The following is a 22,117-nucleotide window of genomic DNA, read 5'->3' as shown; positions in this document are numbered from 1 at the left end:
GATGCATCCCGGCCGGTTCCCGCGGGGAGGATATCCGGGCGCGTGCGCCGAGGAGGCCCGTGCGCCAGAGCCCGAGCCGAGGGAAGAAGGGCGTTGCGTTGCCTGATCCGGGTCGCGGACACGGAAGCCGCCGGGCGATCCCGCCCCGGCTCACGTCCGGGCCGGCGACGACAAGGCCGGCGACGACAAGGCCGGCGACGACAAGGCCGGAGACGACAAGGCCGGAGACGACAAGACGGGTGACGGCGGGGCCGGCGGCGACACGGCGGATGACGACAGGGCCCGGCCCCACCCACCGTCTTGTCGTGCCCCTGCTGGTCCGGCCGCCTCCGGGACGGACCGTCGCTCCGGCCGGACCGTGCGCCCGGCCGGGCGGTCCGGCGGCCCCCACCCCCAGCCCTCGACAGCACCCGAAAGGCACTCATGTCCCCCACGCATGACACGCTCGACCGCGGACACAACGACGATCTGCTCGCCTTCGTCAGGGCCAGCCCCTCGCCCTACCACGTGGTGGCGAGCGCGGCGCAGCGCCTGGAGAAGGCGGGCTTCGCGGAGTTGCGGGAGCGGGACGACTGGACGGCCGGGGCCGAGGGAGGCCGGTACGTCGTCCGCGGGGGAGCGCTGCTCGCCTGGTACGTCCCGCCGGGCGCTCCCGCCCGCACCCCGTTCCGGATCGTCGGCGCCCACACCGACTCCCCGAACCTGCGGGTCAAGCCCACGCCGGACACCGGCTCGGCGGGGTGGCGGCAGATCGCCGTGGAGATCTACGGCGGCGTGCCGCTCAACACCTGGCTCGACCGTGATCTGGGCGTCTCGGGGCGACTGGCTCTGCGCGACGGTTCGACCCGGCTGGTCTGCGTCGACAAGCCGCTGCTGCGGGTGCCGCAGCTCGCCATCCACCTCGACCGGACCGTGAACGAGGGGCTCGCCCTGGACCGGCAGCGGCACATGGCCCCGCTGTGGGGGCTCGGCGGTCCCCGGCCCGGCGCCCTGCTCGGCCGGATCGCGGACGAGGCCGGCGCCGACGCCGCCGAGGTTCTCGGCTGGGACCTGATGCTGCACGACATCCAGCCGCCCGGGTACCTGGGCGTGGACGAGGAGTTCATCGTCGCGCCGCGCCTCGACAACCAGATCTCGGTGCACGCGGGCGTCACCGCCCTGGTCGCCGCCGCCGGCGCCGCACGGCCGCCCGCGTCCGTCCCGGTGCTCGCCGCGTTCGACCACGAGGAGGTCGGCAGCGGAAGCGACTCAGGCGCCCAGGGCCCGTTCCTGGAACGGGTGCTGGGCCGTACCGTGTCCGCCCGCGGCGGCGGGGCGGAGGACTTCAACCGCGCCCTCGCCGGCGCCCTGTGCGTCTCCTCGGACATGTCCCACGCCGTCCACCCCAACTTCGCCGAACGCCACGACCCGGACCACGCTCCGCTGCCCAACGGCGGCCCCGTGATCAAGGTCAACGTCAATCAGCGGTACGCCACCGACGGCACCGGTGTCGCGGCCTTCGCCGCCGCGTGCGAACGGGCCGAGGTGCCGTGGCAGCCGTTCGTCTCCCACAACGCGATGCCGTGCGGGACGTCGATCGGCCCGATCACCGCGGCGCGCCTCGGCGTGGCGACGTTCGACGTGGGGGTTGCCGGACTGTCGATGCACTCGGCGCGCGAGTTGTGCGGGGCGCGGGATCCGGGGCTGCTGGCGCGGGTGCTGACCGAGTTCGTCACGTCGGAGTAGGCGGGTCCCCAGGGTCGTACGGACGTCCGGGACATACGTGAAAGGCCCCCCACATGCGTGGAGGGCCTTTCACCAAGGTGCGCCGCCAGGGACTCGAACCCCGGACCCGCTGATTAAGAGTCAGCTGCTCTAACCAACTGAGCTAGCGGCGCATGACTCTCGCCTCCCGCTTCGCGGGCGGCGACAAAAGAAATACTACCTGGTCCGCTGGGGTGCTTCCGACCACCCGCTCGGCCACCCGTCCGACCGCGTGACCGGCTTCCCGGCCGACCGCCGGGCGGATCGGGCCGCCGACCCGGTGCGGGCCCGGTGTGCGCCCGGTGCGGCGGCGGTCAGATCGCGAGGGAGAGCAGCACCGGAGTCGCCCCGCGGTTCAGCGTGTCCGCGGCGCGGCGGAGCCGGTGGGCATGCTCGACCGGGAGGGAGAGGGCGAGACAGCCGACGGAGGAGCCCGCGGTGATCGGGACGGCCGCGCAGACCGTGCCGATCGCGTACTCCTGGAGGTCGAGCACGGGCACGGTGGCCGGCTGCGAGTCGAGGCGGGACAGCAGGAGCCGCTCGCTGGTGATGGTCCGCGAGGTGAGGCGGGCCATCTTGTGGCGGGAGAGGTGGTCACGGCGGCCGTTGTGGTCGAGCTGGCCGAGCAGGCTCTTGCCGACCGCGCTGGCGTGCGCGGAGGAACGGAAGTCGACCCATTCGTTGACCGCGGGGGTGGCCGGGCTCTCCGCGTACTGGGTGACGTGCACCTCGCCGTCGATGTACCGGCTGATGTAGATCGCGGCACCGACCGAGTCGCGGAGCCGGTCGATCGTCTGCTGGAGTTTCTCGCGCAGGGCCTGGTCGCGGCCCTGCGCGGAACCGAGGCGGCTCAGGGCGGCGCCGGTGACGTACGCCCCGTCCGTGACCTGCTCGACGTAGCCCTCCCGGCGGAGCATGCGCAGCAGTGCGGTCAGCCGGTCGGCGCCGAGGCCGGCCTGGCGGGCGAGTTCGGCCTCGGTGACGCCGGTCGTGTGTTGCGACACCGTCTCCAGGACGCGGAGAGCGTCCTGGGCCGAGTGGTACGGCGCGGTCGGCTCGTTCATCAGCGCCACGGTTTCCCCCTGCGCTTCATGGCCCGGCTCAAAAATGACGTCGGCCCGGACAGCTGGGCTCACTCCACGATAGCCGTCAAGAAGCCATCAGTGAGCGTGTGTTGACGAGATTGGTGGTGCGCTCCACGCCTCTCAGCAGGAACGCACCACCCTGGCATATGCCAAAGGCATGGCGCATCGGGCATGCCCCAGGGGTCGGACCTCGCGCCTTCCCGGATGTGCTCCCCGTCCGCCCCGCGTTCACTCCCGGACTTCAGAGGACCGCGCTGAGGAATTCCCTGGTCCGCTCGTGCTCCGGATCGCTGAAGATCCACTCCGGGGGACCCGACTCGATGACATGGCCGGAATCGAACATCAGGACCTGGTCCGAGATGTCCTGGGCGAAATTCGAACGCAACAACCTGCTCCTCAACGGGGACGTGGGCTGGGTCCCGGGCATCGTCTGGGGCCAACTGGTGGACGGCCTCGACGCGATGGCCGAAGCCTGCAACGACCTGTGGCGCTCCGGCGCCGCGGGGGAGACGCTCAGCTTCCGGCGCCTCTGACCTGGATGCAGTCGCGGAGCACGACTAGCGCAGCGGCGACGGGGGTGCCACCCCGGCGACTCCCGTCTCGTACAGCGCGTGGGCCGTCCGCAGGACGAGGTCGTCCCGGTGCCGGGCGGCGACGATCTGCAGACCCACCGGCAGACCGTCGCCGTCCCGGCCGACCGGGACCGTCGCCGCGGGCTGCTGCGTCAGATTGAAGGGGTACGTGAACGGGGTCCAGCCCGTCCAGCGGGGCAGACCCGACCGGGCCGGGACCTCGACACCCGCCCCGAAGGCCGTCAGCGGCAGGGTGGGGGTGACCAGCACGTCGTACGAGGTGTGGAAGAGGCCCATCCGGCGGCCGAGCGCCATCCGTACGTCCGTCGCGGCGAGATAGTCCAGCGCGCTGAAGCGGGCGCCCCGGCCGCAGATCTCCAGCAGCCCCGGATCGAGCAGGGCCCGCTGACCGGGCCCGAGCCGCTGGGTCACCCGGGCCGCGCCGCTGAACCACAGGGTGTGGAAGGCGTCCGCCGGATCGGCGAAGTCGGGGTCGGCCTCAGTGACATGCGCGCCGAGGCCCGCCAGGTGCTCCACCGCCCGCCGTACCGCCGCCGCGACGGCCGGGGAGACCGCGACCTGCCCGCCGAGCGAGGGCGAGTAGGCGACCCTCAGACCCCGCACCCCGCCGTCGAGGGCGTCCACGAACGAGCCGCCGGCCGGCCCCAGCGCGGACCAGTCGCGGGCGTCCGGTGCGCCGATCACGTCCAGCATCAGCGCCGCGTCGGCGGCGTCCCGGGTCATCGGGCCCACATGCGCGAGCGTCCCGAAGGCGCTGGCCGGATACAGCGGGACCCTGCCGTACGTGGGCTTCAGTCCGAAGATCCCGCAGAAGGCGGCCGGGATCCGGACGCTGCCGCCGCCGTCCGTGCCGAGCGACAGCGGGCCCGCGCCCAGCGCCACGGCCGCCGCACTGCCTCCGCTGGAGCCGCCCGCGGTGCGCGTGACGTCGTACGGATTGCGCGTCACCCCCGACAGCGGTGAGTCCGTGACGCCCTTCCAGCCGAACTCGGGCGTGGTCGTCTTGCCGAGGAACACCGCCCCGTGTTCACGCAGCCGGGCCACGGACGGCGCGTCCTCGTCCCAACGGCCCCGCGTACTCGTGGTCCTGGAGCCGCGCAGCGTCGGATGCCCGCGCAGCAGCAGGATGTCCTTCACCGTGACGGGCACGCCGTCCAGCAGGCCCGCGGGCTCGCCCCGGCGCCAGCGGTCCGCCGACTCCCGTGCCCGGACCAGGGCTTCGTCCGCGAGGAGACCGACGAACGCGTTCACGCCCGGCTGCACGCGGCCGGCCCGTTCCAGGGTCGCGCGCGTCGCCTCCTCGGGGCTGAATTCGCCCTTGCGGTACCCGTCGACGAGTTGTACCGCCGTCAGCTCGGTGAGTTCCGGCATAGGCCCCTCCTGCGGGAGTTCAGTGTCCGGGCACGTACCCGCGCTTCTTGTCGACCACGTTCGGCAGCGGCTTGCCCGCCGCCCAGCGCTCGTACAACTCCACGAACTGCTCGCCCAGTTCGTCCCGCCAGCCGACCGTGTCCCCGCTCATGTGCGGCGACACGATCAGACCCGGGACCTCCCACAACGGGCTGTCGCGGCCGAGCGGTTCGTCCTGGAAGACATCGAGGGCCGCACCCGCGATCCACCGCTTCGACAGCGCCTCGGCGAGCGCCTCCTCGACCACGAGCTGCCCGCGCCCCACGTTGATGAAGCGGGCCGAGGGCTGCATCATCCCGAAGCGCCGCGCGTCGAACATGCCGCGCGTCTCCTCGGTGAGCGGCGCCGCGGACACCACCCAGTCGGCCCGCGCCATCAGCCGGTCCAGCTCCTTCGGGCCGTGGATCCCGGTACGCGGGACACGCCCCACCAGAGCCGTCGTGACATCCAGCGCCTTGAGGGTGCGGACGATCGCCCGCCCGATCGGCCCGGACCCCACCACACAGGCCCGGGTCCCGGCCACCCGCTGCGACTCGCGGTGCCGCCACTCGTGGCGCCGCTGCAGGTCCCAGGTCCGCGGCAGGTCCTTCGCCATGGCGAGCACCAGAGCGGCGACGTACTCGGCGATCGGCCGGTCGAAGATCCCGCGCGCGTTGGTCACCACCGTGTCGGAGGCGGCGAGCTCGGCGCACATCAGATGGTCCACACCCGCGCTCGCGGTGTGCACCCAGCGCGGCCGCGGCCCCTCGCCCGGCCAGGCGCGGCGCACGGCGTCCGAGGTGAAGTCCCACACGAGCAGCACGTCCGCGCCCGGCAGCCGCTCCGCGAGGGTGGACGCGTCGGCGTGCTCGATCCGTACGCGACCGGTGAGCCGGCCGAGACGGGGGAGCGGGTCGGCGTCCAGGACGAGCAGGGTGACCGGGGTCGACGGGTGGGACGCGCCAGGGGACATACGGGCGTTCATCGGGAGAAACCGTTTCGCAATGCGAGTCCGCTTTTCTGGGGGAACCTGAGGCGGGATGACCGGGGAGACGTGCGGGCGAACGGGGGCCGAGCCGTCTGAGATGCGCGGATTGACCACGCTCGCACCCGAACCTACCTTCGTCAACACGGGCTCGCATACGGTCCGTTGCCCGCCTGTTTCCCTCTCCGAGGCCGGTGCCTGCCGTGGACGTTTCCTTTCTCGGCGGTCCGCATCCGCAGCGCGGGGTCGGCGTCGTCGCCCCGTTCGACTTCGCCCTCGACCGTGAGCTGTGGCGGTGGGTCCCGGACGACGTCTCCCTGCATCTGACCCGCACCCCGTTCGTGCTCGTCGAGGCCGGCCTGGACCTGGCCCGCCTGGTCTCCGAGCACGAGACGCTCGGCGACGCGGTCCGGGCCCTGAACGCGGTCGCGCCCGAGGTCGTCGCGTACGCGTGCACGTCGGGCAGCTTCGTCGGCGGAGTCGCCGGGGAGCGGGCGATGTGCGAGGCGATGACACGGGCGGGCGCGCTCCCCTCGCTCACCACCTCCGGCGCCCTCCTCGCCGCACTGGAGGAACTCGGTGCCCGCCGGGTCGCCCCCTACACGGTCTCGGTCACCGAGTCCCTGGAGGAGTACCTCGCGGAGACCGGCATCACCGTCACGGAGCGCGCCTTCATGGGCCCGACCAGGCACATTTGGAAGGTTCCGTACCGCGATGTGGCCGACATGGCCCGCCGGGCGGCACGCGGCGCGGCGGACGCCCTCTTCATCAGCTGCACCAACCTTCCGACGTACGACGTCATCCCCCAGCTGGAGGCCGAACTGCGGATGCCGGTGATCTCGGCCAACCAGGTGACGATGTGGGCGGCGCTGCGCCAACTGGGTACCCGGGCGGTGGGTCCCTATCAGCGGCTGATTGATCAGGCCGCCCGCCGGGGACCCGTACTTCCCGAAGAACAGGAAGGTTGGGCATGACCGCACTCGGATTCCTCTACCCCGGCCACGCGGCCGAGGACGACTACCCGCGCATGGAGCAACTGCTCGGCAGCGACATCCGCCTGACCGTCGTCCACACGGACATCGGGGAGGACGCCCACGGTGTGGACGCGCTCCTCGAGATGGGCTCGGCGCAGCGCCTCGCGGCGGGCGTCGAGGAGCTGCGCCTGTCCGGCGCGGAGGCCGTGGTCTGGGCGTGCACCAGCGGCAGCTTCGTCCACGGACTGCAGGGCGCCCACGAGCAGGTCCGCGGCCTCGCCATGGCGGCCGGCCTGCCCGCCTCCTCGACATCCTTCGCCTTCGCGCACGCCGCGCGGGAGATCGGGGCGCACCGGGTCGCGATCGGGGCGACCTACCCCGACGACGTGGCCGCGCTCTTCGCCGCGTTCCTGAAGGAGACCGGCACGGAGGTGGTGGCGGTGCGCGGCTGCGGTGTCGTCACCGCCGCCGAGGTCGCCGGCTGGGACTACGACCGGGCCCTCGCGCTGGCCCGCGAGGCGGACCGCCCGGACGCCGACGCGATCCTCCTCCCCGACACGGCCCTGCACACCGTCTCCCACCTCCCGGCCCTGGAGAAGGCCCTCGCCAAACCGGTCCTCACCGCGAACCAGGTCACGGCCTGGGAGGCCCTACGCCTCACCGACCGCCGCGTGAACGCCCCCGACCTGGGCACCCTTTTCACGAGGGAACCGCTCGTCCAGGTGTGAGAACCCAGCCCTCCGGCGTGAAAATCCAGCCCCTCCGGCGTGAAGATCCAGCCCCTCCGGTTTGAGGATCGGGGTCTGGGGCGGAGCCCCAGGTAGGGACGGGCAGGGGCGGAGGGGGCGAATCAACTCGACCCGAGCCCCGGGAGAAAGCCTCCCGCCATGGGGCCCGGGGAATAACCGGAGTCACCCTCCTGTTCGTACGCGGAAGACAGCATCGCGTACGCAACAGGAGGCACCCCGGTGAACGAGACGGCCGAGACGGGCGAGATCCGAGGCACGGCACAGGGCACCGCCCCCGTGCCCCTGTCCGTACTGGACCTGGTCACCGTGGGCGCGGGCCGCACCGCGACCGACGCACTGCGCACCAGCGTCAAGATCGCCCGCCTCGCGGAATCCCGCGGCTTCCACCGCTACTGGGTGGCCGAACACCACTCCATGCCCGGCGTGGCCAGCTCCTCGCCCGCGGTGATCCTCGCCCACCTGGCCGCCCACACGGACCGCATCCGACTGGGCTCAGGCGGAGTGATGCTCCCGAACCACGCCCCCCTGGTCATCGCGGAGCAGTTCGGCACCCTCGAAGCGATGGCCCCGGGCCGCGTCGACCTGGGCCTCGGCAGGGCCCCCGGCACGGACGGCGCGACGGCCGCGGCACTGCGCCGCACCGAGCGCCTCAACGAGGGCGCCGACGACTTCCCCGAGCAGCTCGCGGAACTCACCCGCTTCCTGGACGACGACTTCCCCGACGGCCACCCCTACGCCCGTATCCACGCCGTCCCCGGGCCCGTCCAGTCGACCTCGCCGGGCGGGGTCCAGTCCCCGCACCGGCCCCCGATCTGGCTGCTCGGCTCCTCCGGCTTCAGCGCCCGCCTCGCCGGAGCCCTCGGTCTCCCGTTCGCCTTCGCGCATCACTTCTCGGCGCAGAACACGATCCCGGCGCTCGACCTCTACCGCGAGTCGTTCAGGCCGAGCGCGGTCCTCGACGCCCCGTACGCCCTCATCGGCGTCTCCGCCCTCGCCACGGACGACGAGAAGGAGGCCCGCCGCCAGGTGCTGGCCGCCGCGCTGAACATGGTGCGTCTGCGCACCGGCCGCCCGGGTCTCGTGCCGACCCCGGAGGAGGCGGAGGCCTATGAATTCAGCCCGCTGGAGCGGGAGTTCATCGACTCCTGGAACTCCAACGTCATCCACGGCACCGCCGACGAGGTGCGCGCCGGCCTCGACGACCTCCAGAAGCGCACCGGCGCCGACGAGTTGATGATCACAGGCAACGCGCACAGCGGTGACGTACGCCTGCGCTCGTACGAACTGATCGCGGACGCCTACGGGTTGCCGAAGGAGCGGGACACTCGGCTCTGAGGGCCGGGGCGCTCAGGTCTGCGGGCAGGCGGCCGACATCAGCAGCGCGGAGATGCGGTCCGGGGCCACCGGCCGGGAGTAAAGCCAGCCCTGGCCGGTGTCGCAGCCGATCCCGCGCAGCCGGGACGCCTGCGACGCGGTCTCCACGCACTCGGCGGTGACGGTCAGGCCGAGCCGGTGGGCGAGTTGGATGAGCGCCTCGACGATGACCTCGTCGGCGGGGTTGGGGTGGGCGGACGTGCCGTCGGCGTTCTCGTACTGGAAGCCGCGGACGAAGGAGCCGTCCAGCTTCAGCACGGACACCGGGAGCCTGCTCAGGTAGGCGAGGTTGGAGTAGCCGGTGCCGAAGTCGTCGATCGCGATGCGCACGCCCATGTCGCTGAGCGCCTGCAGCGCCTGGAGCGGCCGGCCCGCCGAGCCCATCACCGCCGACTCCGTCAGCTCCAACTGGAGCAGATGCGGGGCCAGTCCGGTCTCCGCCAGGATCTCCGCCACGTCCGCCACCAGATCGGAGTCCCAGACCTGACGCACGGCGACGTTGACGCTGACGAAGATCGGCGGGGCGTCCGGATGGTCCAGCTGCCAGCGGCGGGCCTGGCGGCAGGAGGTGGCCAGTACCCAGCGGCCGAGCTGGACGATCGAACCGTCCTCCTCGGCCAGTCCGATGAACCGATTCGGCGTGAGCACCCCGAACCGCGGGTGGTTCCAGCGGACGAGCGCCTCGACCCCGTGCACGCCACCGTCCTCCATGCCCACCAACGGCTGGTATTCCAGGGCGAATTCACCCCGCTCGACGGCCGCGCGCAGCGTGGACGACAGGGCCTGGCGGGTCATGCGGTGCGCGTTGCGCTCCGGGTCGAAGAGCGTCCAGCGGCCCTTGCCGTCCGCCTTCGCCCAGTACAGCGTCGTGTCCGCGGCCTGCATCAGACCGGTCGCGGTCGTGCCGGTGGCGCGCCGCTCGACGACCCCGATGGACGCCGACAGCGACAGCCGCTGCCCCGACAGGTCGAAGGGCGCCTGGAGCGCCTTCAGCACGGACTCCGCGAGGTCCGCCAACTGGTCGGTGCCCGTGGAGTCCTCGACGAGCAGCGCGAACTCGTCGCCGCCCAGCCGCGCCACCAGGGGAGTGGCCGCCCTGGTGAGGCCGGCCTCGTCCGCGCAGCGCGTCAGACGTTCCGCGACGGCCGCGAGCAGCCGGTCCCCGACCCGGTGGCCGAGGGTGTCGTTGACCGCCTTGAACCCGTCCAGGTCCAGATAGCAGAGCCCGATCCGGCCGGTGCCGCCCTCCTCGTACGCCTCCGCCTCCAGAGCCGCCGACAGGCGCTCGAAGAACAGGGTGCGGTTGGGCAGCCGGGTCACCGCGTCGTGCATCTGCAAGTGGCGCAGCCGCGCCTGGAGTTCGCGCCGGGCACCGATGTCGGCGACCGAGATCAGGACCGCCCGCTCCTGCGGGGGCAGTGGCGCGACCGTGACCTGCACCCAGATCGCGTGGCCGTCGGGGTGCTTGAGCCGACGGGTGCAGCGCAGCCGGGCCTGCCGGCCGCCCAGCACCTCGCGGTACGCGTGCCAGGTGCGGGCGTCGGTCGCCAGGCCCACCAGGTCGGCGGCGAGCCGCCCGGCGAACGTCCGCGCCTCGGCGCCGAGCAGCGTGCCCAGTGACTCGTTGGCGGTGACGACGAGACCCTCGCGGTCCACGACGGCCATCGCGAGGGGAGCGGTGGCGAAGGCCGCGTGGAAGGTCCGAGGTGACGTTCCGTCGGGAACCGCCGTCGGCGCGAGCGTCCCGGGAGACGGTCCCGCCGTTACGTGCGGTGCGGAAGGGACGGGTGGGCCGGGAGATGACCCCGCGGACGTACGAGGAGATGTGTCGACGTGACGCTCTGTGACGGTCGGCCGGACGAGGTCTCCCGCGGGCGCCGGCCCTTCGGACGTTCCGCTCACCGCTCGCTCCCGCAGTGCACTCGTTCTTCGTATGGGTCTCTCGGGGTGGTCGGCCGGTGATGGGCGGCCGCACAAGCCGTGTCCGTGCAGGAAAGTGTGCCGATCATAGAGGCTGACCTCCGGATGGTGCAGCCACTGTCCAGTGTCCCGGAACAACCACCCGTTCTGACAGATCGTTTCTGCCTGTATCTGGACGGGTTCCCTCCCCCGCCGACCGCATGTGACGTTCCGTGAAGGTCCGGGGGTGTCGGCGCGTCTGCCCTCTCACTCTTCCGGGGCAGACAAACAGGGCGAAGTAATACAAATTGAATCAGGCTGGGTGCGGTGTCCCGAAATCCGCATCCGGAGGTCGACGTGCCGCGTCCGCTCCCCCTGAGGGTTCTCACCCGTGAGGTCCTGCGCGGCCTCGCCCGTGACGGGGCGCCGCGCTGGCGCAGCACCGCGGCCGTGTTCACCTCGATGACCGCGCTCGCCGCGACCTCCCTGGTGCCGGGCCCCGCGCTCGCCGAGTCCCTCGCGTCCCCCTGTGCCCTGACGCGGACGGCCGCGCATCACTCGGAGGGCGTCGACACCTGGAACTCCGCCTATGTGCGCCCCACTCGTCCCCTCGACGCGGTGATGGTCTTCCTGTCCTTCCCGGACTCCACCCCGCGCACCACGCCCGCCGAGCTGACCGGCGACTACTTCCCGGCCACCAGCCGATTCTTCGAGCGTGCCTCGTACGGCAGGTTCACGGTCCGCCCCCATCCCCGGCGCGCCTGGATCCAGATGCCGCACGCCTCCACCTCGTACGCCATACAGCGCGACTGGAACGCCTCCGACCGTGCCGCCTATCTGCGCGACGCCCTCGCCGTCGCCGATCCACAGGTCGACTTCTCGCGCTACGACGTCGTCTACTTCGTGGCCGACCCGGACGCACCGGGCGTCGACTCCGACGCCACGAAGGTCGTCAACCTGGACACACCCCTGCGCGCGGACGGCAAGGACATCCGCCGCGTCGTCACGGTCTTCGAGAAGCACCCGCCGGACCGCCTCGTCCTCGCGCACGAGACCGGCCATGTCTTCGATCTGCCCGACCTCTACCACCGCCCCTCGGACGGCAAGGGCGACTGGGACACCTATGTGGGCGACTGGGACCTCATGGGCAGCCAGTTCGGTCTCGCCCCCGACCTCTTCGGGTGGCACAAGTGGCGGCTGGGCTGGCTGGAACCGCACCAGGTGGCGTGTGTACAGGGCACCGGCAGCACCCGCCTCACGCTGGAGCCGCTGGGATCCGGACCGGTCGGCTCCGCGACGGGCGCGGCGGGCGCGAGCGCCGGCCGGGCGGTCGGCGCCGGGGTTCTGGCTTCCACCCCGGCCGCCCAGGCTGCCCAGGCCGCACCGAGTGGGCCGAGGGCGGCCTCGCGCGGTCCCGGCGCGTCCTCGCGCTGGTCGGATCCCTCCCCGTACGGCCCGGATGCTTCCCCGTACGGCCCGGATCCCTCCTCGCGCGGGAAGGGGGCGGCCTCGGACGGCTCGGGTGTGCCGGGCGCCTCCTCGTCCGCGGTGGGCGTGGCGGCCCTCCCCGGCTCGCAGATCTTCGGCTCCGGCCGCGGCACCAAGCTGGCGGTGGTCCCGACGGGCCCCGACAGCGCGCTCGCCTTCGAGGCCCGCGGCTCGGCGGGCAACGACGACTCGACGTGCGCGCAGGGCATCCTGGTCTACCGGGTCCGCAGCGAGACCGAGTCGGGCAGCGGCCCCATCCAGGTCCTCGACGCCCACCCCGACTCCGAGTCCTGCTGGGAGGAGTCGGTGTACCCGCCTCTCGCGGACGCGCCGGTGGGCCTCGGTGAGAGCTTCACGGTCCCGGGCGCGAAGGTCCGCGTCGAGGCGGAGGACCGGACGGCTTCGGGGGCCTGGACGGTGAAGATCACGACAGGCTGAACCCTCGTGGCGCTGTTCGCTGCGGTGGGCGCGGGCGCGGGCGGTGGGCAGAAGTGTACGGAAACGACGAGAGCGGGATGCTCGCGTTTCCGCGAATCATCCCGCTCTCGTTGGCGTGCGCCGCCAGGGACTCGAACCCCGGACCCGCTGATTAAGAGTCAGCTGCTCTAACCAACTGAGCTAGCGGCGCCTGCTGACGTCGTAGACCTTAGCATCCTGATCGGCGGGAGGAAAAATCGATATCCGCACCGCCGCCGACGCCGCCGCACGGGCCGCCCGTACGGCGGCCCAGAGCAGGATCTCGGGGCCGGGGAGCCAGGGCTGCCGCGTGTCGGGGGCGACCAGCCAGCGGGAATCGGGCCGCGCGGTGTCCGGCCCGCCGCCCTCGGCGCCCGTGCTCGGCGCGGGCACGGTGACCGCGTCCCCCGTGCCGTGGCAGAGCAGCGGCGGCACCTCCCGGCACCGCCCCACATGCCCGCCCTGTCCCCCGTACTCACGTCCCGCGGAGGCGTCCGAGCCCCACTCCTCCCACCGCATCAGCGACGGGAGGCGCTGGGCGGTGCCGGGCGCGGCGAACAGCAGCATCCGCCCGCGGTGCACCGCCACCGGGCCCGAGCCCGGTCCGTCCTCCCAGAGCCGGTCGAGCATCCGCCGCCCGAAGAGCGCCGGCGCGCTGACGATGTCGAAGGTGCTGCCGCAGGGCAGGACGACCGGGGCGCTCGGCCGTTCGCGCCAGAGGGCGAGCGTGCTCCGCGGATATGTCCCCGCCGAGGCGAGCCAGGCGGCTCCCTCGGACGTGACGCCCGAGAGGTCCAGCCGCTCGGGCAACGGCGCTCCGGGGCTGTGGGGGGTGCTGCTTGCCGGGTTCCGTGTGCTGCTCATGCCGCATACATCTACCGGGGGTGAGCGGTCCGTCCCGGAGGGTTGCCGGAAATCGGGACAGGAGTGGGTGAGGTGGAGTATCTTGCCCGGCTGGCATATGCCAAGGGGGTGCGCAGGGGGTGTGGACCGGCGGGGGTGAGCCTTTCCGCCGCCGGTCGCCGAGCGGGCCCCGAGGTCCCCCGATCGGCCCCCGCAGTCCCGAGCGCGAGGGGGTCGGGGCTGCTCCTCAGTGCCGAGCGCGAGGGTCGGAGCCGTCCGCAGCCCCGTCCCCACTCCCAGCCCCGGTCCCGGTCGCGCGTGGCTCAGATCGGGTCGGTCACGCCGTGACCGTGTCCGTTGCCCTCCGTGCCCCGGAGCAGGTCCTGGCCGAACTCGACCATCTTCTTCGCGTAGTCCTCGGTCCACTCGGCGCGTTCGGCGATCGAGGCGGCGGTCAGCCGGTCGAAGCGGCGCGGATCGGCGAGCTGCGCGGCGGCGATGGCCTGGAACTCGACCGCCCGGTCCGCGGCGGCGCGGAACGCGTGCGTCAGCTCCGTGGCCCGGTCCAGCAGGGCACGCGGATCGTCGATCGACTCCAGGTCGAAGAAGTGCTCCGGATCCCCGGCGGCTTCCGCGGGCTCGAAGAGCAGGGGCGCGGGGCGTAGCCGCGGTTCGTTCCGACGCGGCGTGGGCTCCGCCATGTCTTCTCCTCCTCGTACGGTTCAGGGGCCCCTCTCGGTAAAGGGCCACCGTCCATTGTCCCCCGGTCGCGCAAGTGGGCCCGGAGGGTCGAATGCGCCCCCTGGGCCGGGACTCCGTGCGCCGGGTGCGCCCGGCGCACGGGGCTCAGGACCGCCACGCCACCCGATGCTCCGCCAGATGGGACAACACCGAATGATTGGCCTCCCAACCGTCCGGGAATTTCACGGTGACTCCGAGCTGTACGGGCTCGGTCGACGGATGGTCGTCCAGCAGTTCGGCGACCCCTTCCCGGCAGACCACGATGCACGCGTGCCGGTGCCGGGAGGCGAGCACGCACAGGCGCCCGGTCTCCAGATGGAACGCCGTCGCGTCGGGCCGCCCCGACAGCGGATGCAGGACGACCGTGACGTCGAACTCCCGCCCCTGGAGCCGGTTCGCCGTGTCGACGGTGACGTCCGCGACCCCGAGGCCGGCCAGCGCGGCCCGTACGGCCGCGGCCTGGTCCCGGTGCGCCGTGCCGACGGCGATCCGGTCGGCCGTCAGCGGCACCGGATCCTCCGACCGCTCCGACGTGGCCGCACCACCCCGGTCGAGCAGCCGCCGTACGACCTCGGCCACCGCGTGCACCGCCTCCGGGTCCGTACGCGGTGTGTGCCGGGCGGGCAGCTCCAGCAGGCCCCAGCCCGACTCGGCCGCCTCGTCGATGACCCGGTCGGTCCCCGAACCGTCCGACGGGACACCGAAGTTCAGCCGCCGGTCGCCGTGACCGGTGCCGCTGCGGAACGGCGTGTACGGGTAGAAGGCGTGCGAGACCAGGGGCGCCGCCGACGCGGGCAGCCGCCAGGACACCGGCAGCCGGTGCTGCGGCAGTCGCGGATTGTGCGCGAGCAGCGTGGTCACCGCGGACGCCGACGGGTCGTAGGACAGTCCCGCCCACTGCTCCGAACCGACGATCGCGAACGGGTCCAATTGCCCGGGGTCGCCCACGAACAGCGCCCGCTCGAAAAGCCCGGCCACGGCGAGCAGCGCGTCCGAGCGCATCTGGTACGCCTCGTCGACGATCGCGTGCCGCCAGGGCTCGACACCCTTGACGTGGGCCCACTTCGCGGCGGTGGAGATGACGACGTCCAGGCCCGCCAGGTCGGCCGCCTTCGTCGACTTGCGCACCTGGTCCAGGCCGTCGAGCGCCTTGTCGTACGGGTCGGAGTCGCTGCTGTGCAGCCGCCCCACCGGCAGCTCCGGGGCCTTCTCGGCGAGCCGCAGCACCAGGTCGTCGACCTGGGCGTTGGTCTGCGCGATGACCATCAACGGGCGCCCCGCGGCGGCCAGTTCGAGTGCCGCCCGGACGACGAGGGTCGACTTGCCCGCGCCGGGCGGAGAGTCGACCACGACACCGCGGTCGGTGCCGTGCAGGGTGTCGCGCAGGATCGCGTCGGTGGCGCGGGCGGCCTCGGCACCCGGGTCGAACACGGCGGTCAAAGGACGTCCTCCTCGGTCACCGGGTCCGGCAGCGGCAGGGCGTCGGGCTCACCCGGCGGCCCTCCGTGCGTCCACGGCGTCTCCTCCGGGTCGGGCAGCTTGGCGCCGCCGCGCTGCTCGTGCTCGAAGAGGGTGAAGCAGACGAGGTCGCCCTTCTCCGGCAGGGACCCGGTCTCGGGTTCCTTGCCGCGCCCCATCTTGTCGACGATCCGCAGCACCACGGAGGCGCCCTCGTCGTCGAGCTCCACGAACTCCGCGGCTTGCGGCTTCCCGCCCAACGACCGGTACACCCTGGCCCGTTCCCCCAGGTGCGGACGGTCGTCGGTGCGGACGGTCACCAGCGGGCGGGGGCTCGGACGCTTGCCCTCGCTGTACGCCATCACGACGTCGGTGACCTCTCCGGCGAACGCCTCTCCGGCGAGCCGCCGGCCCGCCATGACCAGCGGGTCGTCGAGGGCCTCCTGTGCTTCCAGACGGGACTGTTCGCGCTCGCGCGTGGCCAGTTTGTTCGCGGCGGTGACCGCGTCGTCGCGGCGCGGCTGCGGCGGCTCGCCCGCCACGACCCGGTCGCGGTGTCCGGTGAACGACCAGCGGTCGCGGGTCCACCGGTCGGCGGCGTGCGCCCCTTCCGGCAGCGTGCGCAACAGGTCGAGCCCCCGCCAGACCGCGTCCCAGGTGGGCCGGGTGACGCGCTCGACGAGTTCGCGGATGTCCCGCTCGGCGGCGGTGAGTTCACCGAGCCGGTCGTCGGCCTCGATGCCGTCCTCGGCGGCGGCCAGCGCGGTGCGCGCGCGGTCGTATCGCTCGATGGCGGGGGCCAGCAGCTGGTTGTCGAAGGCGGGGTCGGTGGCGGGTCCGGCGGGCGGGCAGACGAGCTGGCCGCGCCCGTCCCGCTGGAGCTCGGCCCGCACCGCGGCCTCGGCCCCCGGCTCGCCGTCCGGCGGATCGATCCAGGCGAGCAGCGCGCCGAGGTGCTGGTCCTCCAGGCTGCTCTGTCCGGTGGCCCAGTGCCGGGACAGGACGTCGGTGAGCGCGAGGAGCAGGGCGGAGCCGGGCACCCGGGCGCGCTCCCCGAAGTGGGTCAGCCAGCGCCCGAACAACGGCACCCGGGGCGGTGCCGGATGCGGTGCCTCGGGATCCTGCTCGGCGGTCCGGCGAAAACGCGTGGAGCGCCCGAGAAGGCGGATGAACTCGATGCCCGCGCGGCCCGGCACGATCAGCTGCGGCGCGTCCGCGCACAGCTCGACCTCGACCTTGACGCGCTTGCCGGTCTCCGGGTCGGTCTCGCTGCGCTCGGCCGCCTCGACCACGTCCGCGTACGTGTCGATGTACGGCAGGACGACGTCCGCCAGCTCGGCGAGGAACGCGAAACGCAGGTCGCGGTCGCGGGGCTGCGGCACGACCAGCAGCCGGGGCGCGTCCCGGTCCGTGCCGACGAGCGCGCCCAGCGGGGCTCCCGCCTCGCCGGCGGTGGTGAGCGGCACGAACACCAGAGGCCGTTCGACGAGATGGCGGTGGCGCACGGTGGCGGCGGGCTGCGCCCGGCCGCTCTCGACGGCTTCCAGCCGGGCGAGGGTGGCGATCAGCGACATGCGGTCGCCCCCTGGCCTTCCGAGGCGCCGGTCAGCGGCACGGGGGCCACCACGGCTCGGGCGTGGGCCCGTGACGTGGCACCGGTCAGGGCCTCCGCCCGCAGCCGCGCCGCTCTCCTGAGGGCCGCGACGGCCGGGTCCTCGGGGTCGCCCGCCTCCCCGTGCGCCGCCGCCAGGACGTCGGTGACGGTCGTCAGACCGCCCAGCTCCGCGCGCAGCGAGCGGCCCAGGGACGTCACCGCGCCCTTCTCGCGCGAGCGGGCACGGCAGTGGAAGGCCAGCTCGCAGGCGGACAGGCACTCGGGGGCGTAGGTCGCGGGGACCGCCTCGACGGCCGTGATCAGCTCCTCGGCCGGCAGGCCGGGGAAGAAGCAGCTGCCCTCGGGGAGGGCGGCCGCGATGTCCTCCACGCGGGTGAGGCGGGCGAGCTGGCGGCGGGTGACCGCGCGCTGCTTGCGGACGTCGACGGCCGAGGCGGCCGGGAGGTTGGAGAAGTCCTTGGGGCAGACCAGCAGGACGCGGTGGCGGACCTCGGGGGCGGGGTCGAGGCGGGCGGCGACCTCCTCCAGGGCGAGGACGTACACCGCGGACTGCCGGGCGGCGGCGCCCACCTTGGCCGGGTCGGCCGAACCGTCCAGCATCGGGAACGACTTGATCTCGACGACCGTCCAGCCGCCGTCGGGGTGCACGACCACGGCGTCCGGCTCCAGGAAGGCGGCGGAGCCCGCGACGTCGAGGGCGAGCATGGGGTGGTCGAGCAGCGTCCAGGTGCCGGCCCCGGTGGCCTCGCGCAGCGCCAGCGCCGTACGCGCAGCGCGTCCCTCGGGGCCGATCGCGCTCAGGTCGGGCACCGCACCGGAGCCGGGCGGCTCGGCGTCGGGGTCCAGCTTCTCGTGCACCAGCCGCAGCAACTCGGCACCGCCGTCGGCCTTGACCCGCGCCTCGAACGCGTTGCCGCGCATGAAGGCGAACTGCGACATCCCGAACGCGGACGGGGCGCCGAGCGCACTCGCCAGCTTGGCCTTGTCGACGCCCGCGCCGTCCAGCAGGGCGCGGCGGTCGCATCCGGGGTTGGCGGCGAGCGCCGCGAGGGCCCGCGCGTCGAGCGCCTTCGGTGCTACGTCCGGACCGCGCAGCTCAGCGAGCTGCTGCCGCAGCGCCGTCCCCCGCGTCCGTGGGGGAGGCACCCGGCTCGGCTCCCGGCCCGGTTCGGGACTCGCGCTGTCGGGGAATTCGTTCACCCGGGGAAGTCTGGCACCCCGCACTGACAATTGTGGAACCCTCGCCCCGTGCGGCACCCGCGACCCACGGGACACGGGCCGCCGGCAGCGTCCGCAGCCGGTTCGCCGTCCGCGTCACGAACGGGGTCAGCAGCAGGCCGGCCCCCATCACCGCGGCGCCCGCGACGGCGTCCAGGAAGTAGTGGTTGGCCGTGCCCATCACGACGATCGTGGTGAACAGCGGATACACGACGCCGGCGACCTTCGCCGCGGGTGTGCGGCCGTGGCGCCACAGCATCACTCCGCACCACAGCGCCCAGCCCACGTGCAGGCTCGGCATCGCCGCGTACTGGTTCGTCATCCCGCCCAGACCGCGCGGCGCGCTCGCCTCGCCGCCCCACCAGCCGTAGTCGCTGTACTGGGCCATCGTGTCGACGAAGCCGTGGCCGGGCGACAGCAGCCGGGGCGGGCAGGTCGGCAGCAGGGTGAAGCCGATCAGACCGATGAACGTGGAGGTCATCAGCCAGGTGCGGGCCGCGCGGTAGCGCACGGTGCGGGAGCGGAAGAGCCAGATCAGGATCGCGGGCGTCACCAGGTAGTGCAGCGACGCGTACCAGAAGTCGGCGGGCACACCCAGCCAGGCCTCACGCGTGAACCACCGGTTCAGCGGGTGTTCGGCGTTGAGGTGGAGGAGCTTCTCGATGCGCAGGATCTCGAGGCCGTGGCCGACGGCGCTCGCGGTGTCGCCCCGGGCGAGCAGCCGGCCCGCCGAGTACGACGCGTACACGAGCAGGATCAGCGGGAGTTCGGTCCACCAGCGGAGCCGGACCCGCGCCGCCGCGGACGTGAGCGGTTCGGTCCACCGGCCCGACCGGGCGCGTGGTGCCGCTTCGGTACGCGGTGCATCGGTCTGCGGCATCCGATCGCCCTCCCCCATCTGCTCGTGGTGCCCGACAGTCCGCAGTCTGCTGACGACGGTCCGTGGCCACCCGGATTTTACGGTGTACGTGAATGCCCCGAAGGGGCGCCCCGGTCCTCAAAGACGCGGAGATCGCCCCCCGGGTTGCCCGGAGCGGCGGTGAGCGATGATGGAGTGACCGACTCCTCAGTCGTCATCGGGTGAACCCAGCCCTCACTCGTGGCGCCCGTTCCGGAAAGGCTCCTCTTCATGGCACCGCGCATCCTGCTGGCCCGGCACGGACAGACGGAATGGTCGCTGTCCGGAAAGCACACCGGCAGGACCGACATCCCGCTCCTGGAAGAGGGGCGGCGCGGTGCCAAGCTGCTGGGCGAGCGGCTCCACCGGGCGCCCTTCGACTTGCTCTCCGGAGTCGAGGTGCTCACCAGCCCGCTCGCGCGTGCGCGCGAGACGTGCGAACTCGCCGGTTTCGGGGAGCGCGCGACCACCTGGGACACGCTCATGGAGTGGGACTACGGCGCCTACGAGGGCATGACACCGGCGGAGATCCAGGGGATCCGCCCCGGCTGGTTCATCTGGCGTGACGGTGTCCCCGAGGGGGAGACCCTGGAGCAGGTCACCGCGCGCGCGGACGAGGTCGTCTCCCGGGCCCGCTCCGAGGACCGCGATCTCCTGATCTTCGCCCACGGGCACATCCTGCGTTCCATAGGCGCCCGCTGGCTGGGCCTTCCCCTGGACTTCGCGGCCCGCATCCGCCTCAATCCGACCTCTCTGTCGGTGCTCGGCTGGGCCTACGGGGAGCCCGCGATCGAGGTGTGGAACGACTGCGGACACCTGAGCGCCTGACCGGCGCCCGCGGCGGCGTTCACGCCGTGCGCGGCAGGCTCGCGTGACGGTCGAGGAACGCGGAGACGCCCGAGGCACGGCGGTGCGGGAGCAGGACGCGGGCCGTGGCCGCCAGCATGGTCTGGATGCGGGAGGACTGGACCTCGTTCAGCAGGTCCAGGACGCGCAGACCGGCGAGGGCGGCCTCGTCGGGGCGGCCGCCGCGGGCCAGGTCGTCGGCGAGTTCGGCGGTGTAGAGGGCGATGTTGCGGGAGAAGTGCGGGTCCTGGAGGTGGGCTGCGCGGCGTGCGTGGCGGGCCGCCCGGGGCCAGTCGCCCAGCGTCGACCAGCACTGTGCTTCGAGACCCTCCAGTTCGGCCTCTCCGTAGAAGGTCATCCACTCGGGGTCCGTCTCCGAGGGGCCCCGCTCGTAGAGCGCCTGGGCCCGTGCCATCGCCTGCTCGCATCCCCTGCGGTCGGCGAGCCCGGCCCAGCCGCCCGCCTCGCGGAGCGCGAGCAGGGAGAGCAGCCGGGGGGAGCCCAGCGGGCGCGCGGCGCGTTGTGCCGCCTGGGCCGCGCGCACGGCCTCACGCGGCCGTCCCGCGTCCCGCGCGAGGAACGCCGTGTTGCAGAAGGCGTGGGCTTCGAGGCCCGGGTCGCCCGCCATCCGGGCGGTCGCGAGGGCCTCCGCGTAGTGCGAGCGCGCGTCGTCGAAGCGCCCGGAGTCGTGGGCCAACCAGCCCACCGAGATCGCCAGTTCGCCCGCGCCGGAGTACAGCCGGTCGGCGGTTGCCTGCCGGGTCGTGCCCGCGTCGAGCAGCGCGTACGCCGTGCGCAGCGGTGTCGCGGCGCGCCGGTAGAGCCCGTCGGCCCCGTGCCGATCGTCGAGCAGCCGGATCCTGCGGACGGCCTCTTCGAGGGCGCCCGCCTCGGACGTACCCGCCCGGTGGACGCGTCGTCCGGCGGCCGCGGCGTTGCCGCCGAAGGCGCCCGCGAAGGGTCCCAGTGAGGCCGCCGCCACGGTGGCGGTGCCTCCGGTCATGAATGCGCGACGTTGCACGTCGCTCTCCTCGTGGTTCTGATCGCGTTTCTCGTACGGGTCGTACGGGTCCCGCGAGTGGTGCGGGTCGTACGGATGATGCGGGTCGTGCAGGTGGTGCGCGGTGTGCGGCGTCGGGGGGCGATGCCGGCCCGGCGTCTCATACGTCTCGTGCGCCTCGTCCGTCTCATAGGGGGCGTGTGAAGGGTCCGTGGAGTGCGAGAGGGGAGCCTCGTCCGTGTCGCGCGCCCCGCGTCCGCGTACCCATGAGCGGGGAGTGAAACCGAGGTCGGTCAGTGTGCGGCCGGGGAACATGTGCAGGAACACCCGCTCGTACGCGTAGTTGGGGCAGCGGATCTCGCCCGCCTCGACGCGCCCGATGTAGCGCGCGTCGCAGCTGACCCGCTCTCCGATCTCGCGCGCGGCCCGCCGCACCGCCGCGGCGAACTCGCCCGGGGAGCGCTGGCCGCGCAACCGCCGGAAGGCGAGATTCGGCCGTGGTGGCCGGGGGGACGGGGACGAGGTCACCGTTGACGACGCCATGGCCGGGCCCTCTCTTACGAACCGTCGAACCATGCCGGAATTCGGGGCGAGTTGACCGGGTTGTGCCCAGTAGGTGCCCTGCGTCCGGCGGGCAAGAACGTACCTGCTGTGACAACGCCGCAACGCTGGGTTTGGCTACAAACCGGATATCTCATCCACGATCTGCCATGAACTGCCATCCTTTGTGGCGGAGTTTCGCCGTAGCCGTTGACGTCCTGGC

17 protein-coding genes, 2 tRNA genes and 2 pseudogenes are annotated in these 22,117 nt (G+C 73.0%); 7 read left to right on the top strand and 14 right to left on the bottom strand.

The features are described 5' to 3' along the window. Nucleotides 1-423: 423 nt before the first annotated feature. On the top strand, nt 424-1,725 hold the full coding sequence (locus ABZX90_RS06915; RefSeq protein ID WP_355202071.1) for a M18 family aminopeptidase: 1,302 nt from the start codon (nt 424-426) through the stop codon (nt 1,723-1,725). A 78-nt stretch (nt 1,726-1,803) separates the two neighbouring features. On the opposite strand, the gene ABZX90_RS06910 is transcribed toward ABZX90_RS06915, so the two are convergent. The 3 genes and pseudogenes from ABZX90_RS06910 to ABZX90_RS06900 form a co-directional block, all read right to left on the bottom strand. Beyond that, nucleotides 1,804-1,877: transfer RNA gene (locus tag ABZX90_RS06910), tRNA-Lys, on the bottom strand. 180 nt (nt 1,878-2,057) lie between these two features. Continuing rightward, on the bottom strand, nt 2,058-2,816 hold the full coding sequence (locus ABZX90_RS06905; protein ID WP_351122425.1) for an IclR family transcriptional regulator C-terminal domain-containing protein: 759 nt from the start codon (nt 2,814-2,816) through the stop codon (nt 2,058-2,060). A 253-nt stretch (nt 2,817-3,069) separates the two neighbouring features. Further along, nucleotides 3,070-3,204 (bottom strand): annotated as a pseudogene (locus tag ABZX90_RS06900) (L-cystine ABC transporter ATP-binding protein YecC); the annotation flags it as partial. On the opposite strand from ABZX90_RS06900, the pseudogene ABZX90_RS06895 reads away from it, so the two are divergent. Further along, nucleotides 3,203-3,361: pseudogene (locus ABZX90_RS06895) on the top strand (DUF3830 family protein); the annotation flags it as partial. The pseudogenes ABZX90_RS06900 and ABZX90_RS06895 overlap by 2 nt on opposite strands. Nucleotides 3,362-3,385: 24 nt before the next feature. Here the strand turns inward: ABZX90_RS06895 and ABZX90_RS06890 are convergent. Beyond that, nucleotides 3,386-4,792 (bottom strand): amidase, encoded by a 1,407-nt coding sequence (locus tag ABZX90_RS06890; RefSeq protein WP_355202068.1) that lies wholly within the window; start codon nt 4,790-4,792, stop codon nt 3,386-3,388. A 19-nt stretch (nt 4,793-4,811) separates the two neighbouring features. After that, nucleotides 4,812-5,783, bottom strand: a complete 972-nt coding sequence (locus ABZX90_RS06885) for a D-2-hydroxyacid dehydrogenase (RefSeq protein WP_351122422.1) — start codon at nt 5,781-5,783, stop codon at nt 4,812-4,814. Nucleotides 5,784-5,998: 215 nt separating this feature from the next. On the opposite strand from ABZX90_RS06885, the gene ABZX90_RS06880 reads away from it, so the two are divergent. From ABZX90_RS06880 to ABZX90_RS06870, 3 genes are all read left to right on the top strand, one after another. After that, complete coding sequence (locus tag ABZX90_RS06880) at nt 5,999-6,769, top strand: decarboxylase (RefSeq protein WP_355202065.1); 771 nt, start codon at nt 5,999-6,001, stop codon at nt 6,767-6,769. Further along, nucleotides 6,766-7,497: a decarboxylase gene (locus ABZX90_RS06875; protein ID WP_355202062.1), complete on the top strand. Its 732-nt coding sequence runs from the start codon at nt 6,766-6,768 to the stop codon at nt 7,495-7,497. Before ABZX90_RS06880 ends, ABZX90_RS06875 begins: the two co-directional genes overlap by 4 nt. Before the next feature lie 240 nt (nt 7,498-7,737). Continuing rightward, entirely contained in the window at nt 7,738-8,853 is a 1,116-nt protein-coding gene (locus tag ABZX90_RS06870) for an LLM class flavin-dependent oxidoreductase (RefSeq protein ID WP_351122414.1), read from the top strand. A gap of 12 nt (nt 8,854-8,865) precedes the next feature. Here ABZX90_RS06870 and ABZX90_RS06865 read toward each other — a convergent pair whose 3' ends face one another. Then, nucleotides 8,866-10,794, bottom strand: a complete 1,929-nt coding sequence (locus ABZX90_RS06865) for an EAL domain-containing protein (RefSeq protein WP_355202059.1) — start codon at nt 10,792-10,794, stop codon at nt 8,866-8,868. A gap of 324 nt (nt 10,795-11,118) precedes the next feature. Between ABZX90_RS06865 and ABZX90_RS06860 the strand changes: the two genes are divergently transcribed. Next, a complete protein-coding gene (locus ABZX90_RS06860; RefSeq protein WP_355202057.1) occupies nt 11,119-12,717 on the top strand; it encodes a M6 family metalloprotease domain-containing protein in 1,599 nt (532 codons plus the stop codon). A gap of 116 nt (nt 12,718-12,833) precedes the next feature. Here ABZX90_RS06860 and ABZX90_RS06855 read toward each other — a convergent pair. From ABZX90_RS06855 to ABZX90_RS06825, 7 genes are all read right to left on the bottom strand, one after another. Then, nucleotides 12,834-12,907, bottom strand: a tRNA-Lys gene (locus tag ABZX90_RS06855). Then, entirely contained in the window at nt 12,898-13,599 is a 702-nt protein-coding gene (locus ABZX90_RS06850) for a bifunctional DNA primase/polymerase (RefSeq protein WP_355202054.1), read from the bottom strand. Before ABZX90_RS06850 ends, ABZX90_RS06855 begins: the two co-directional genes overlap by 10 nt. 302 nt (nt 13,600-13,901) lie before the next feature. Beyond that, nucleotides 13,902-14,279 carry a hypothetical protein gene (locus tag ABZX90_RS06845; protein WP_351122406.1) on the bottom strand — a complete coding sequence of 126 codons (378 nt, stop codon included), beginning with the start codon at nt 14,277-14,279 and terminating at the stop codon, nt 13,902-13,904. A 145-nt stretch (nt 14,280-14,424) separates the two neighbouring features. Then, nucleotides 14,425-15,759, bottom strand: a complete 1,335-nt coding sequence (locus ABZX90_RS06840) for an AAA family ATPase (protein ID WP_355202051.1) — start codon at nt 15,757-15,759, stop codon at nt 14,425-14,427. After that, on the bottom strand, nt 15,756-17,351 hold the full coding sequence (locus ABZX90_RS06835) for a hypothetical protein (protein ID WP_355202048.1): 1,596 nt from the start codon (nt 17,349-17,351) through the stop codon (nt 15,756-15,758). Before ABZX90_RS06835 ends, ABZX90_RS06840 begins: the two co-directional genes overlap by 4 nt. Then, complete coding sequence (locus ABZX90_RS06830; RefSeq protein ID WP_355202045.1) at nt 17,342-18,538, bottom strand: hypothetical protein; 1,197 nt, start codon at nt 18,536-18,538, stop codon at nt 17,342-17,344. Before ABZX90_RS06830 ends, ABZX90_RS06835 begins: the two co-directional genes overlap by 10 nt. Further along, nucleotides 18,489-19,490 carry a phosphatase PAP2 family protein gene (locus tag ABZX90_RS06825; RefSeq protein ID WP_351122394.1) on the bottom strand — a complete coding sequence of 334 codons (1,002 nt, stop codon included), beginning with the start codon at nt 19,488-19,490 and terminating at the stop codon, nt 18,489-18,491. The genes ABZX90_RS06830 and ABZX90_RS06825 overlap by 50 nt, the downstream gene beginning before the upstream one ends. Before the next feature lie 249 nt (nt 19,491-19,739). On the opposite strand from ABZX90_RS06825, the gene ABZX90_RS06820 reads away from it, so the two are divergent. After that, a complete protein-coding gene (locus tag ABZX90_RS06820; RefSeq protein WP_351122392.1) occupies nt 19,740-20,336 on the top strand; it encodes a histidine phosphatase family protein in 597 nt (198 codons plus the stop codon). Nucleotides 20,337-20,355: 19 nt separating this feature from the next. On the opposite strand, the gene ABZX90_RS06815 is transcribed toward ABZX90_RS06820, so the two are convergent. Continuing rightward, nucleotides 20,356-21,897 carry a hypothetical protein gene (locus ABZX90_RS06815; protein ID WP_355202041.1) on the bottom strand — a complete coding sequence of 514 codons (1,542 nt, stop codon included), beginning with the start codon at nt 21,895-21,897 and terminating at the stop codon, nt 20,356-20,358. Between the last annotated feature and the right edge of the window lie 220 nt (nt 21,898-22,117).

The organism is Streptomyces sp. NPDC002935, from assembly GCF_040611295.1.
GTDB lineage: Bacteria > Actinomycetota > Actinomycetes > Streptomycetales > Streptomycetaceae > Streptomyces.
Note: the sequence above shows the minus strand (reverse complement) of the source record. Positions and strands in the feature narration are given on the sequence as shown.

Coding starts and splice junctions, on each gene's coding strand:
- ABZX90_RS06915 (WP_355202071.1), top strand. CDS start 424: ATGTCCCCCACGCATGACACGCTCGACCGCGGACACAACGACGATCTG.
- ABZX90_RS06890 (WP_355202068.1), bottom strand. CDS start 4,792: ATGCCGGAACTCACCGAGCTGACGGCGGTACAACTCGTCGACGGGTAC.
- ABZX90_RS06885 (WP_351122422.1), bottom strand. CDS start 5,783: ATGTCCCCTGGCGCGTCCCACCCGTCGACCCCGGTCACCCTGCTCGTC.
- ABZX90_RS06875 (WP_355202062.1), top strand. CDS start 6,766: ATGACCGCACTCGGATTCCTCTACCCCGGCCACGCGGCCGAGGACGAC.
- ABZX90_RS06850 (WP_355202054.1), bottom strand. CDS start 13,599: ATGAGCAGCACACGGAACCCGGCAAGCAGCACCCCCCACAGCCCCGGA.
- ABZX90_RS06845 (WP_351122406.1), bottom strand. CDS start 14,279: ATGGCGGAGCCCACGCCGCGTCGGAACGAACCGCGGCTACGCCCCGCG.
- ABZX90_RS06835 (WP_355202048.1), bottom strand. CDS start 17,351: ATGTCGCTGATCGCCACCCTCGCCCGGCTGGAAGCCGTCGAGAGCGGC.
- ABZX90_RS06825 (WP_351122394.1), bottom strand. CDS start 19,490: ATGCCGCAGACCGATGCACCGCGTACCGAAGCGGCACCACGCGCCCGG.
- ABZX90_RS06820 (WP_351122392.1), top strand. CDS start 19,740: ATGGCACCGCGCATCCTGCTGGCCCGGCACGGACAGACGGAATGGTCG.
- ABZX90_RS06815 (WP_355202041.1), bottom strand. CDS start 21,897: ATGGCGTCGTCAACGGTGACCTCGTCCCCGTCCCCCCGGCCACCACGG.